This is a genomic window from Burkholderia sp. Bp9142 (assembly GCF_003853415.1).
Lineage (GTDB): Bacteria > Pseudomonadota > Gammaproteobacteria > Burkholderiales > Burkholderiaceae > Burkholderia.
In genome coordinates this window covers 200,976-213,488 of the sequence record NZ_QTPP01000002.1, presented here as the reverse complement: position 1 = coordinate 213,488, position 12,513 = coordinate 200,976, and the positions used below count along the sequence as shown (strand labels likewise).

Here is a 12,513-nt window from a genome sequence, read left to right as displayed (position 1 = left end):
ATGACCATCGACATCCTGCTCACCCAGCCGCTTCCCGGCGCCATCGATGCCGAACTGTCCGCCCGCTACGCAGTGCATCGGCTGTATGCGGCCGACCGGCCCGACGCACTGCTCGATCGCGTCGCGCCGCGCATCCGCGGCGTCGTCACGGGCGGCGCGAACGGGCTGTCGGCGGCGTGGATGGACCGGCTGGGCGCGCTCGAAATCATCGCGATCAGCGGCATCGGCACCGACGCCGTCGATCTCGACCGCGCCCGCGCACGCGGCATCCACGTGACGACGACGCCCGACGTGCTGACCGACGACGTCGCCGACATGGCGATGGGGCTGATCCTGATGACGCTGCGCGACCTCGGCGCCGGCGAGCGCATCGTGCGCGCCGGCCGCTGGGGCAAGGTCGCGCAGCCGCTCGCGACGCAGGTGACGGGCAAGCGGCTCGGCATCGTCGGCCTCGGCCGCGTCGGACGCGCGATCGCGCAGCGCGCGCAGGCGTTCCGGATGCCCGTCAGCTATTTCGGTCCGCGCGAACACCGCGACAGCGGCTACCGCTACGTGCCCGACCTGGTCGCGCTCGCCCGCGACAGCGATGTGCTCGTGCTCGCGGCGTCGGCCGATCACGGCAACGTGCTCGTGACCGCCGACGTGCTCGCCGCGCTCGGCAACCAAGGATTCCTGATCAATGTCGCGCGCGGCAAGCTCGTCGACGAAGCCGCGCTCGTGCGCGCGCTCGCGGCCGGCACGATCGCCGGTGCCGGCCTCGACGTGTTCATCGACGAACCGCACGTGCCGGCCGCGCTGCTCGAACTGGAGCGTGTCGTCGTGCAGCCGCACCGCGCGAGCGCCACGCACGAGACGCGCGAAGCCATGGGCCGGATCGTGCTCGCCAACCTCGCCACGTGCTTCGCGGGACAGCGCCCGCCGACCAGCGTCACGAGCTAAGCGACGCACACCCGCCCCCGACTACGACACCAAACGAAACGCCTCCGCACGACGGAGGCCAGGAGACTCGCATGCCCAATCGACCCAGCGGCGGCGCAACCGTCGCCGCCTCGCCCGCCTCATCCACCGCATCGCGCACGATCGGCCGCGTCCGCTACACGGTCCTCGCGCTGATCTTCGCGGTCACCGTCGTCAACTATGCGGATCGCGCGACGATGTCGATCGCCGGCACCGGCGTCGCGCACGACCTCGGGCTGACGCCCGTGCAGCTCGGCATCGTCTTTTCCGCGTTCGCGTGGGCCTATGCGATCGACCAGGTCCCGGGCGGCTGGCTGCTCGACCGCTTCGGCGCACGCCGCGTGTACGGCCTGAGCCTGCTGCTGTGGTCGGTCTTCACGATGCTGCAGGGCACGGTCGGCTGGTTCGCCGTGCAGGGCGCGGCCGCGACGCTCGCGCTGTTCGCGATGCGCTTCATGCTCGGCCTGGTCGAATCGCCGGCATTCCCGGCCAATTCGCGGATCGTCGCGTGCTGGTTCCCGACCGCCGAGCGCGGCACCGCATCGGCGCTGTTCAATTCCGCGCAGTACATGGCCGTCGTGCTGTTCACACCCGCGATGGCGTGGCTCACGCATGCGCTCGGCTGGGAACACGTGTTCCTGTGGATGGGGATGCTCGGCGTCGCGCTGTCGGCGCTCTGGTTCGCGTGGTATCGCGAGCCGCACGGCCATCCGCGCGTGAGCGACGCCGAGCGCGACTACCTGCGTGCGCACGGCGCGCTCGTCGATCTCGAGGCGAACCGCGTCCGGCACCGGCAGCGCGTCTCGTGGCGCGACGCGTCGCAGCTGTTCCGCCACCGGAACCTGTGGGCGATCTATATCGGCCAGTACTGCATCACGGCGCTCACCTATTTCTTCATCACGTGGTTCCCGATCTACCTGATCAAGGGACGCGGGATGACGATCATGGAGGCCGGCTGGGTCGCCGCGCTGCCGGCGCTCTGCGGCTTCACGGGAGGGGTGCTCGGCGGCGTGCTGTCGGACTGGCTGATCCGGCGCGGCGTGCATGCGTCGCGCGCACGCAAGGCGCCGTTCGTCGCGGGAATGGCGATGGCGACGCTGCTCGTGCTCGCGAACGGCGCGTCGTCGAACGCCGTCGTGATCGCGCTGATGACGATCGCGTTCTTCGGCAAGGGGCTCGCGGCGGTCGGCTGGGCCGTGCTCGCCGACACCGCGCCGGAAGGCATGGTCGGCCTGAGCGGCGGCGTGTTCAACGGCCTCGGCAACATCGCGGGGATCGTCACGCCGCTCGTGATCGGCTACTTCGTCGCGCACACGGGCTCGTTTGCGGGCGCGCTGTGGTTCGTCGCCGCGCACGGGCTGATCGGCATCGCCGCCTATGCGTGGCTCGCCGGCCGCTTCGAGCGGATTCGCGTCACGCCGGCCGTATGACGCCCGGCGCCGCCGGGCCCGCGACCGCCCGCGGCGTCACGCGCGCTGGCGGCTGCCCGGCGCCTGCCCGACCGCGAGCCGGTCGAGCTCGCGCAGGTCGTTCTCCAGCGCGGGGGTGAGCGTCGTGCGCAGATGGTCGAGGAAGGTGCGGATCTTCGCGTCGAGATAGCGGCGCGTCGCATAGACCGCGTACACGCTGACCGTCTGCAGCCGGTACTCGGGCAGCACGCGGATCAGCCGCCCCTCGCGGATGTCGTCGAGCACGGTGTACAGCGCGACGCACGCGATGCCGCGCCCGGCCCGCACCGCGACGCACAGCGCATCCGGCACGTTGACCTGGAACGGCGCCGGCTGCAGTTCATAGACCGTCTCCTCGTCGTCGCCGCGCTCGAGCCGCCACTCGCTGGCCGGCGATGCGGGCGTATCGAGCCGCAGGCACACATGGTTCGGCAGGTCGTCCGGCGTCTTCGGCGTGCCGTGCCGCGCCAGGTACTCGCGCGATGCGACCAGCACGCTGCAACTGGTGCCGCAGGTCTGCGCGACGTAGCCGGAATCGGGCAGTTGCGATGCGGTCACGATCGACACGTCGTAGCCTTCCTCGACGAGGTTCGGCATGCGCTGCGCGAGCGTCAGCTCGACCGACACGTCCGGGTTGTCTTCCTGGTAGCGCACGATCGACGACACGACGTGACTTTGCCCGAGCCCCGTCATTGCATGGATGCGCATCTTGCCGCTCGGCCGCAGCAGCGCGTTGCGCGCCTCGGCATTCGCGTAGTCGAACTCGGCGAGGATCGACTTCGCACGCTCGAAGTAGCGCTCGCCGCTTTCGGTGAGGCCGAGATGGCGCGTCGTGCGATGCAGCAGGCGCGTCTGTACGTGGGCTTCGAGATTCGACACCGCGCGCGAGACCTGCGCGGTGGTCGCATCGATTTCTTTGGCGACCGCGGTGAAACTGCCGGCTTCGACAACGCGCACGAACAGGCGCATGTTTTCGAGCATGTCCATTGAATTGGCTTGGGGAGTGTCGGGGAGGAAACGTCGGCGGCGCTCGCGTCAGACGGGAATCGGGGCGTGCGCGCGAACCATGTGCAAGCGATCACCGTGCCGGAGGAAAGGCTGGAGAGCAGGCATCGCGAGCGTGGTTGTGGCATGGGGGGAATTCGGTGGCCCGAATTGTACGCCGCCGCAGGCAAATTTGCGCGCTCGCGGCGCCGCAGGCTTTCATCTCATGAAAGGTTTTTGCAAGCCACACGCGTCGCGCGCCTGCAACGCGCTGATGCAGCGCGACGATTTGTATCACAACGCGATATAATTTCGCCTTTTCTTGCGCTGCATCATCCGCGCCGTCATTTTTACCGCTTACCATCCATGTCGTCAGGCTCCTCCCCGTCGCGCCGCACATTCCGGCAATGGCTGCACAGCTTCATTCCCCATCCGATGACACTCGGCTGGCGCGAGCGCATGCGCTCGTGCACGGGCGCGCTCGTCGGCATCGCGACGGTCGGCGTCACGATGCGGCTGCTGCCCGGCGTGCCGGGCCTCGTGCCGCTGCTCGTCGCGCCGATGGGGGCGTCGGCCGTGCTGCTGTTCGCGGTGCCGGCGAGTCCGCTTGCGCAACCGTGGTCGATCATCGGCGGCAATCTGGTGGCGGCGACCGTCGGCGTCGCCTGCGCGCAGTGGATCGCCGATCCGATCACGGCCGCCGCGGTTGCGGTCGCCCTCGCCATCGGCGGCATGTTCGCGCTGCGCTGCGTGCACCCGCCGTCGGGCGCGGTCGCCCTGACGGCCGTGCTCGGCGGCCCGGCGATCCACGCGCTCGGCTTCGGCTTCGTGGTCGAGCCGATCGCGCTGCAATCGGCCATCCTGCTGTCGGCCGCGCTCGTGTATCACGCGCTGACGGGGCACCGCTATCCGCACGGCAGCGTGCGTCCCGACGCGAAGCCGCAAGGCAGCGGCGCCGCACCCGCACGCGGTGGCTTCACGCGAGCCGATCTCGACGCGGTGCTGAAGCGCCGCAGCGAATGGCTCGACGTCGATCCGGACGACCTCGAAATGCTGCTGCGCGAAACCGAGATGCAGGCGTATGCGCGCACGTTCGGCCAGCTCACGTGCGCCGACCTGATGACGAAGAACGCGATCGAAGTCGCGCCGTCGACGTCGGTGACGGCCGCGCTGACGCTGCTCGACCGCCATCGCGTGAAGGCGCTGCCGGTCGTCGACGGCGACGATCGCCTGGTCGGCATCGTCACGCGCGCCGACCTCACGCGCCCGCCGCGCCGCCCGGCTGCGCTGTGGCAGCGGCTGTCCGCGCGGCTGCCGCAGTCGTTCGGCGGCCAGCCGCCGAGCGTCGCCACCGTGATGACCCGCGACGTCGCGTCCGTGCCGCAGGCCCTGCCGATCACCGCGCTGGTGCCGCTGTTTACGCACTCCGGCCACCATCACATTCCGGTCGTCGACGCATCGCGCCGGCTCGTCGGGATCATTACGCAGACGGATCTCGTCACGGGCCTGTACCGGCAGACGCAGATGCTCGAGGCAGCGTAACCCGACTAACCCGACTAACCGCGCCGACAAACAACCCCGACGAACAGCGGGATGCGGGGCATTCCGCTGAAAATCCGCCATTTATATCATATTGTGATATATTTTGCGCTACCGAAACCGACTGCCCGACCGACCGCAATGACCGATACCCGACGCGCGCTGACCAAAAGCGATTTCCAGCAACTGTCCGAGTTCCGCTACCAGATGCGCTGTTTCGAGCGCTTCTCCGAACGCGCCGCGCAAAGCGAAGGCGTGACGCCGCTGCAATATCTGCTGCTGCTGCACATCAAGGGTTACCCGCATCGCGAATGGGCCACCATCGGCGAACTCGCGGAACGCCTGCAGGCGCAGCATCACGGCGTCGTCGCGCTGGTGACGCGCTGCGAGGCGCTCGGGCTCGTGAAGCGCAAGACGAGCGAAGCGGATCGCCGGCAGGTCGAGGTACACCTCGAAGAAGCCGGCGAAACGCTGCTCGCGCGCCTCGCGGCCATGCATCGTGCCGAGCTGAAATCGCTCAAGGGCACGTTCCAGGTTCCGCAGATCGATTATTGACCCGAGCTTTACCGACCTCTCCCCGCTCCGATGAACGCACCACACAAACGCGATTTCTCGACCAACGAACGCCTGCCCAGGATCGCATCGCTAGCCGCCGGAATCGGCGTGCTCAGCACGCTGGCGGCGTTCGTGCTGTTGAGCCTGATTCACCTGTTCACGAACCTGTTCTTCTTCCAGCAGTTTTCGTTCGCCGACCGCTCGCCCGCCAACCATACGCTCGGCGCGTGGGTGATCGTCGTGCCGGTCATCGGCGGGCTGATCGTCGGGTTGATGGCGCGCTTCGGTTCGGAGAAGATCCGCGGCCACGGCATTCCCGAGGCGATCGAGGCGATCCTGTTCGGCAAGAGCCGCATGTCGCCGAAGGTCGCGGTGCTCAAGCCGCTGTCGTCCGGCGTCGTGATCGGCAGCGGCGGCCCGTTCGGTGCGGAAGGCCCGATCATCATGACGGGCGGTGCGCTCGGCTCGCTGATCGCGCAATGCGTGCACGTGACCGCCGCGGAGCGCAAGACGCTGCTCGTCGCGGGCGCGGCCGCCGGCATGACCGCCGTGTTCGGCACGCCGGTCGCGGCCGTGCTGCTCGCGGTCGAACTGCTGCTGTTCGAATGGCGTCCGCGCAGTTTCCTGCCGGTCGCGCTCGCCTGCGCGGTGGCCGGTTTCGCACGTGCCGTGTTCTTCGGCGTCGAGCCGCTGTTTCCGCTGACCACTGCGTCGCCGACGCCCGTCGCGCTGCTGTCGTGCATCGTCGCGGGCCTGCTGTCGGGCATGCTCGCGTGCGGCCTGTCGGCTGCGCTGTACCGCGTGGAGGACGGCTTCGCGAAGCTGCCGGTGCACTGGATGTGGTGGCCGGCGCTCGGCGCGGTCGTGATCGGCGTCGGCGGCTGGCTCGAACCGCGCGCGCTCGGCGTCGGCTATGACGTGATCGGCGACCTGCTGCACCAGCACATCGCGCTGAAGATCGCGCTGGCGCTGCTGATCGTGAAGGCCGTGATGTGGGTGATCGCGCTCGGCTCCGGCACGTCCGGCGGTGTGCTCGCCCCGCTGCTGATGCTCGGTGCGGGCCTCGGCACCGTGCTGTCGCCGGTGCTGCCCGGCGGCGATCCTGCGCTGTGGCCGCTCGTCTGCATGGCCGCGACGCTCGGCGCCACGCTCGGCGCGCCGCTCACCGCGATCGTGTTCGCGTTCGGCCTCACGCACGACGCAAACGCGCTGCTGCCGCTGCTCGCGGCGACGCTCGTCGCGCACGGCTTCGCGACCGTCGTGATGAAGCGCTCGATCATGACGGAGAAGATCGCGCGCCGCGGCTATCACATCTACCGCGAATACGGCGTCGACCCGCTCGAACGCCATGACGTGGCCGAGGTGATGACGCCCGCCGACGCGCTCGTCGCCATCGACTGCGCCACGACGCTCGACGCCGTCGAGTCGCAGTACTTCGGCGCGAAGCAGACGCACCGTGCGTACCCGGTCGTGCAGGACGGCCGCCTGCTCGGCCTCGTCGATCGCGCGACGCTCGATGCGCAACGCGCGCAAGCCGGGCCCGGCGCGACGCTCGCGAGCGCGTTCGCCGAGCGCACACCGGCCGTCGCGCAGGCGCACGAGACCTGCCGCGTGGTCGCGTCGCGGCTCGCGATGCTCGGCCTCGAACGCCTGCCGGTCGTCGACGATGCGCAATCGCTGCGCCTCACCGGCATCGTGTCACGCAGCGACCTGATCAAGCCCGCGCTCCAGCACTTCGACGACGAACAGAAGCGCGAGCGCTTCCGTCCGATCGTGCCGGCCAACCTGCGCGACGCCGGCGCCCGCAAGGCCGGCTGACCGTTGCAGCGTGCGCGGCGCCCCGGCCGCGCACCGCTCTCATCCTCTTCCCCCGCCCTCCGAAACGGTGCGCACCATGCGCGCCGTTCCGCATTCCGCTGTGAGTGTCGGCGTTTAAACTTCGTTGACAATTCCTCGGACGAAAGTTTGTCATCATGGTGCTCATGCGACGGGGCCACCATTCAGCCATTCCACTTCGTCATCCAATAAAGAAGCGTCGCGGCGCGACATGCAGACACATGCAGCACGCCGCGGCCGTCAATCCGCCACACCACCGGGCAGCGAGCCGACCTCACGGCGCATGACGTCGTGCGCGTCCCCGTCTCGATACGGGCCGCACGCGACGCATGCCGCAGCGCCGCAGAACTCACAGCATCCGGGTTGCCGTTTGGCAAGCGCGTTAACAACTTGTTTCGGAATCGCCGGAACCGCACTTGTCCGATGCAATCTCACAGGAACGCAGTTCTGCTGCGCATCCCACTCAATCAATCACGACTCGAGGGAGATAAAACGTGAACTTGAAATTCTTACCGCTCATCGCATTGACCGTGGCGATTTCTGCACATGCAGCCGATCCGGCCATGCAGAACGTGGGACAAAGCCAGAAATCCGCCCAGGACGTCTCGGCGTGCATCGCCAAGACCTGGGCCGACAAGTCGCAACAACAGGTGGTCTCGCAGAACGTGCTCGCCAACGGCCTCGCGACCGATGTCTACGTGCCGGGCCAGCAACCGCCGAACGGCGCGGCCGCGATGGTTCGCCCGGCGTCGAAGCCGGGCGCGAAGACGTGGGTCGGCATGCGCGGCGACGCCGCTTCCGCCGGCGACATCAACGCCTGCCTGTAAGCCCGCACCGGACGGCATTGCGCCGTCCGCATGCGACGAGCCCCGCTTCGGCGGGGCTCTTTGTTTGGGCGCGTCGGCCGCGCGCACGCGCTGCGGCCGATGCCTGCGCGCTTACAGGTAGCTGCAGACGTAGTCGAGCGTCTCGAGCACTTCGATGTCGAAGCGGCTCTTGCCCGGCACCGAGAACGATTCGCCGGCGCCGTAGGTTTGCCATTCGCTGCTGCCGTCGAGCTTCACGCGGCACTTGCCGGCCTGCACTTCCATCAATTCGGGCGCGTCCGTGCCGAAATTGAGCGCGCACGGCAGGATCACGCCGAGCGTCTTGCGCGTGCCGTCCGGGAAAAGCACGGTATGCGACACGCACTTGCCGTCGAAATAGACGTTCGCGCGCTTGACGACCGATACGTTGTCGAATTGGGTTGCACTGGTCATGTGATGCCTCTGATTGCTGGATGCCGGATGGCGTGTTGTCGGAAGCCGGCCGGGGCGGCAGGCCGGCCGCTATGATACCGGCTCGCGGCGAGTGCGCCGAAAGCGGGATTTTTCGAGGATACGCGACAGATAGTCAGGATCACTACTTGATTCGTTGCGAGACGCCGAGACGCTGCATGCACCGCCTCACCTGAGCCCCTTGCGTCGCGCGGAATCGCGCAGGCAGTCGAGCAGCATCGCAGCGGCCGGTGTGAGCGGGCTGTCGCGGCGCGTGACGACCTGCACGGACACGCCCGGCAGCCGCTCGCGGATCGGCAGCACCGCGAGCTGGTCGCGCGCCCACTCGCCCTGCAGCAGCTGTTCGGGCATCGACGCGATCAGGTCGCAGCCCGTCATCAGGCTGTGCGCGAGCCCGAAGCTCGGGCATTCGACGACCCGCTGCGGCACCGGCAGCCCGTACGCGACGAACGAATTGAACAGCACCTGGGTCGAGCTTTCCGGAGACGGATTCATCAGCCAGTCGGCCTCGACGAGATCGGCGAGCGACGTGGCCGACGCGAGCGGATGCCCCTTGCGCGCGACGATCAGCGATCGGCTCGCATAGAGTTCCGCGTGATCGAACTCGGCCGCCAGCAGTTCGGGCACGACGACGGCCACTGCGAAATCGAGCGAGCCGTCGTGCAGCCGCGGCAGCGCGACGCCCGGAAACCCTTCGATCAGGTTGACGCGCGCGACCGGAAAGCGCCGCCGGAACGCGCGAAACGCATCGGGCAGGATCGTCACTGCCGCGGCCGGCGTGATCGCGGCCGCAACCGAGCCCGTCATCGCGCCCTGCGCCTGCTCGATGTCGTCGCGCGCACGCTGCATCTCGGCGACGATCAGCCGCGCGCGCACCTGCAGCTGCTGGCCGAACGCGGTGAGCTGCACGCCGCGCGCGGTGCGCACGACGAGCGACACGCCGAGCGCGATCTCCAACTCCTTGACCGCCTTCGTCAGCGCCGCCGGCGACACGTTCAGGCGCCGCGCGGCCGCGCGGATGCTCCCTTCGTCCGCGACGGTAACGAACGCTTTCAGCTGATGGTATTTCATGGCGGCATGCGTGATTCGAGGAAACCCTGTGCGACGCGGCGCATGCCGGCTCAGGGTATTCCCGAGCGGCAACCGGTGGTGTGCACCAAAGCAATTTAGCAGCTTCTGGTACGCAAAAGAAATTTATATGCTTCCACGTCATATGCGCGTCAAACGCCCCACCTGCCCCACAGGAGACACCATGCTGCAAGTCGTGAACCCCGTCATCCCCGGCATCGCCGAGATCGCTCCCGACCTGATCGAGGTGCGCCGCCGCATCCACGCGCACCCGGAACTCGCGTTCGAGGAAACGCTGACGAGCGATCTCGTCGCCGAGCTGCTCACGGGCTGGGGCTATGAAGTGCATCGCGGGATCGGCAAGACGGGCGTCGTCGGCGTGCTGCGCGAAGGACAAGGCACGCGCACGGTCGGCCTGCGCGCCGACATGGACGCGCTGCCGCTCGCGGAAACCACTGGCCTGCCGCATGCGAGCCGCCATGCGAACAAGATGCATGCATGCGGCCACGACGGCCACACCGCGATGCTGCTGTGCGCGGCGCGTCACCTGGCCGCCACGCGACAATTCTCCGGCACGCTGAACCTGATCTTCCAGCCGGCCGAGGAAAATTTCGGTGGCGCGAAATCGATGATGGACGACGGCCTGTTCGACCGCTTCCCGTGCGACGCGATCTTCGCGATCCACAACATGCCGGGCCGCGCCGCCGGCGACATGGCCTTCCGCACCGGTGCCGCGATGGCGTCGGCCGACCGCGTGACGATCACGCTGCGCGGCGTCGGCGGTCACGGCGCGATGCCGCACTTCGCGCGCGACCCGATGTCGGCCGCGGGCAGCATCATGGTCGCGCTGCAGACGATCGTCGCGCGCGAGGTCGATGCGCAGCATGCGGCCGTGATCACCGTCGGCAGCGTGCAAGCCGGCGAGACGTTCAACATCATTCCGGAAACCGTCGTGATGAAGCTGTCGGTGCGGGCGCTGAACGCCGACGTGCGCGCGCTGCTCGCGCGCCGCATCGAAGCGCTCGCGAAAGGCCAGGCGGAAAGCTTCGGCGTCACCGCGGAAGTCGATTACGACTACGGCTACCCAGTGCTCGTCAATCATCCTGAGCCGACCGCGTTCGCGGCCGACATCGCACGCCAGATGCTCGGCGCCGAGCATGTCGAAACCGAGGCCGCGCCGCTGATGGGCAGCGAGGATTTCGCGTTCATGCTCGAGGCACGCCCCGGCTGCTACGCGTTCATCGGCAACGGGATCGGCAGCAAGGGCGGCTGCATGGTGCACAACCCCGGCTACGACTTCAACGACGACATCCTCGCGATCGGCGCGAGTTACTGGGTTCGCGTCGCCGAAGCCTGGCTCGCGGCCTGACGGCCCTTCATCACGCAGTTCCGCGCCTTAGCAGGGGAACCCCATGGAAACGTCCGCCCTTTCGTTCGCCGGCTCGCCGGCCGATGCCCGCGCCGCCGCGAAGAAACGCCGCCTGATCGCGGCCGCCGCGGTCGGCAACGCGCTCGAGTTCTACGACTTCACGGTCTACAGCTTCTTCGCGATCCTGATCGGCAAGCTGTTCTTTCCGGTGCACTCGTCGTTCGGGCAGTTGATGCTCGCGGTCGCGAGCTTCGGCGTCGGCTTCGTCACGCGCCCGCTCGGCGGGCTCGTCATCGGCATGTACGCCGATCGTGCCGGCCGCAAGAAGGCGATGATCCTGACACTGCTGCTGATGGCGCTCGGCACCGCGACGATCGCGGTCGCGCCCACCTTCGCGCAGATCGGCTTCGCCGCGCCGCTGCTGCTCGTGCTCGCGCGGCTGCTGCAGGGGTTTGCATCGGGCGGCGAAGTCGGCGCGTCGACGACGCTGCTGCTCGAACAGGCGCCGCAGCATCGTCGCGGCTTCTATGCGTCGTTCCAGTTCTCGAGCCAGGGGCTCGCCGCGCTCGCGGGCGCGCTGACCGGCGTCGCGCTGACGTCGACGCTGAGCGCCGCGCAACTCGAAAGCTGGGGCTGGCGCGTGCCGTTCATCATCGGCACGCTGTTCGTGCCGATCGGCTACTGGCTGCGCCGCACCGTCGAGGAAGTCCCGGCTGCCGCGCCTGCTGCCGCTGCCACGCACGACGAACCTGTCGCGTCGCTGCCGCTCGCCGACGTGCTGCGCCATCACGGCAAGGCCGTGTTCGCGGGCCTCGGCGTAACGATCGGCGGCACGTCGATCCACTACATCATCGTGTTCTACATGGCGATCTACGGCGTGCAGGTGCTGCACTTGCCGACCTGGCTGTCGATGATGGCCGGCTGTGTCGCCGGTGCGATCCTGATGCTCGTGACGCCGATCGGCGGCCACCTGTCCGACGTCTACGGACGCAACCGGATCGTCTGGTGGACGCGCATCGTGCTGATGGCCGCGATCTATCCCGCGTTCATCGCGCTGAACCGCTGGCCGGGCGCCGCGTCGCTGCTGTCGATCATCGCCGCGCTGTCGATCGTGCACGCGATCAACATCGGCGCGACCGGCGCGATGCTCGGCGAGCTGTTCCCGCGTGCGGTGCGTGCCACCGGCGGCGCACTCGTGTACAGCGTCGGGGTCGCGATCTTCGGCGGCTTCGCGCAGTTCTTCGTGACGTGGTTGATCGCGGCGACCGGCAATCCGAACGCGCCTGCGTGGTATGCGATCGGCTGCGGCGTGCTGACGCTGCTCGCCATACGCTGCATGGACGAGAAGGCCGGGAAGGCGCTCGATTGATCGGTGGGCGGGGCGCGTGCGTGATTGACGCGGCGCACGCGCATCGGGCATGATCGCTTCCATGCATAACGCCACGACCACCCTTTCGACGAGCACGCGCACGACCGCCTT

Annotated in this window: 11 protein-coding genes; 8 read left to right on the top strand and 3 right to left on the bottom strand. The window is 68.4% G+C overall.

Annotated elements, in window-relative coordinates:
• The gene (locus tag DIE22_RS03695) at nucleotides 1-939 is read left to right on the top strand and encodes a 2-hydroxyacid dehydrogenase (protein WP_124604552.1); all 939 of its coding nucleotides are present in this window, start codon (nucleotides 1-3) and stop codon (nucleotides 937-939) included.
• 71 nt (nucleotides 940-1,010) lie between these two features.
• A complete protein-coding gene (locus DIE22_RS03690) occupies nucleotides 1,011-2,387 on the top strand; it encodes an MFS transporter (RefSeq protein WP_124604551.1) in 1,377 nt (458 codons plus the stop codon).
• Nucleotides 2,388-2,423: 36 nt separating this feature from the next.
• On the opposite strand, the gene DIE22_RS03685 is transcribed toward DIE22_RS03690, so the two are convergent.
• A complete protein-coding gene (locus DIE22_RS03685; protein WP_124496361.1) occupies nucleotides 2,424-3,392 on the bottom strand; it encodes a LysR family transcriptional regulator in 969 nt (322 codons plus the stop codon).
• 363 nt (nucleotides 3,393-3,755) lie between these two features.
• Here DIE22_RS03685 and DIE22_RS03680 point away from each other — a divergent pair, with 363 nt between their 5' ends.
• From DIE22_RS03680 to DIE22_RS03665, 4 genes are all read left to right on the top strand, one after another.
• Nucleotides 3,756-4,931: an HPP family protein gene (locus DIE22_RS03680; protein WP_124604550.1), complete on the top strand. Its 1,176-nt coding sequence runs from the start codon at nucleotides 3,756-3,758 to the stop codon at nucleotides 4,929-4,931.
• Between the two features lie 138 nt (nucleotides 4,932-5,069).
• A complete protein-coding gene (locus tag DIE22_RS03675) occupies nucleotides 5,070-5,483 on the top strand; it encodes a MarR family winged helix-turn-helix transcriptional regulator (protein ID WP_124496365.1) in 414 nt (137 codons plus the stop codon).
• Between the two features lie 30 nt (nucleotides 5,484-5,513).
• On the top strand, nucleotides 5,514-7,301 hold the full coding sequence (locus DIE22_RS03670; protein ID WP_124604549.1) for a chloride channel protein: 1,788 nt from the start codon (nucleotides 5,514-5,516) through the stop codon (nucleotides 7,299-7,301).
• A gap of 512 nt (nucleotides 7,302-7,813) precedes the next feature.
• Nucleotides 7,814-8,146 carry a hypothetical protein gene (locus DIE22_RS03665; protein ID WP_185640534.1) on the top strand — a complete coding sequence of 111 codons (333 nt, stop codon included), beginning with the start codon at nucleotides 7,814-7,816 and terminating at the stop codon, nucleotides 8,144-8,146.
• 111 nt (nucleotides 8,147-8,257) lie between these two features.
• Here DIE22_RS03665 and DIE22_RS03660 read toward each other — a convergent pair whose 3' ends face one another.
• Nucleotides 8,258-8,578 carry a pyrimidine/purine nucleoside phosphorylase gene (locus DIE22_RS03660; RefSeq protein ID WP_006478890.1) on the bottom strand — a complete coding sequence of 107 codons (321 nt, stop codon included), beginning with the start codon at nucleotides 8,576-8,578 and terminating at the stop codon, nucleotides 8,258-8,260.
• A 186-nt stretch (nucleotides 8,579-8,764) separates the two neighbouring features.
• A complete protein-coding gene (locus DIE22_RS03655; RefSeq protein ID WP_124496369.1) occupies nucleotides 8,765-9,667 on the bottom strand; it encodes a LysR substrate-binding domain-containing protein in 903 nt (300 codons plus the stop codon).
• A 181-nt stretch (nucleotides 9,668-9,848) separates the two neighbouring features.
• On the opposite strand from DIE22_RS03655, the gene DIE22_RS03650 reads away from it, so the two are divergent.
• Complete coding sequence (locus tag DIE22_RS03650) at nucleotides 9,849-11,033, top strand: M20 aminoacylase family protein (protein ID WP_124604548.1); 1,185 nt, start codon at nucleotides 9,849-9,851, stop codon at nucleotides 11,031-11,033.
• A gap of 43 nt (nucleotides 11,034-11,076) precedes the next feature.
• Complete coding sequence (locus DIE22_RS03645; RefSeq protein WP_124604547.1) at nucleotides 11,077-12,402, top strand: MFS transporter; 1,326 nt, start codon at nucleotides 11,077-11,079, stop codon at nucleotides 12,400-12,402.
• Nucleotides 12,403-12,513: the final 111 nt, after the last annotated feature.

Bases quoted from the DNA above. Each gene is read 5' to 3' on its own strand.
- DIE22_RS03695 (WP_124604552.1), top strand. From the start codon at position 1: ATGACCATCGACATCCTGCTCACCCAGCCGCTTCCCGGCGCCATCGAT.
- DIE22_RS03690 (WP_124604551.1), top strand. From the start codon at position 1,011: ATGCCCAATCGACCCAGCGGCGGCGCAACCGTCGCCGCCTCGCCCGCC.
- DIE22_RS03685 (WP_124496361.1), bottom strand. From the start codon at position 3,392: ATGGACATGCTCGAAAACATGCGCCTGTTCGTGCGCGTTGTCGAAGCC.
- DIE22_RS03680 (WP_124604550.1), top strand. From the start codon at position 3,756: ATGTCGTCAGGCTCCTCCCCGTCGCGCCGCACATTCCGGCAATGGCTG.
- DIE22_RS03675 (WP_124496365.1), top strand. From the start codon at position 5,070: ATGACCGATACCCGACGCGCGCTGACCAAAAGCGATTTCCAGCAACTG.
- DIE22_RS03670 (WP_124604549.1), top strand. From the start codon at position 5,514: ATGAACGCACCACACAAACGCGATTTCTCGACCAACGAACGCCTGCCC.
- DIE22_RS03660 (WP_006478890.1), bottom strand. From the start codon at position 8,578: ATGACCAGTGCAACCCAATTCGACAACGTATCGGTCGTCAAGCGCGCG.
- DIE22_RS03655 (WP_124496369.1), bottom strand. From the start codon at position 9,667: ATGAAATACCATCAGCTGAAAGCGTTCGTTACCGTCGCGGACGAAGGG.
- DIE22_RS03650 (WP_124604548.1), top strand. From the start codon at position 9,849: ATGCTGCAAGTCGTGAACCCCGTCATCCCCGGCATCGCCGAGATCGCT.
- DIE22_RS03645 (WP_124604547.1), top strand. From the start codon at position 11,077: ATGGAAACGTCCGCCCTTTCGTTCGCCGGCTCGCCGGCCGATGCCCGC.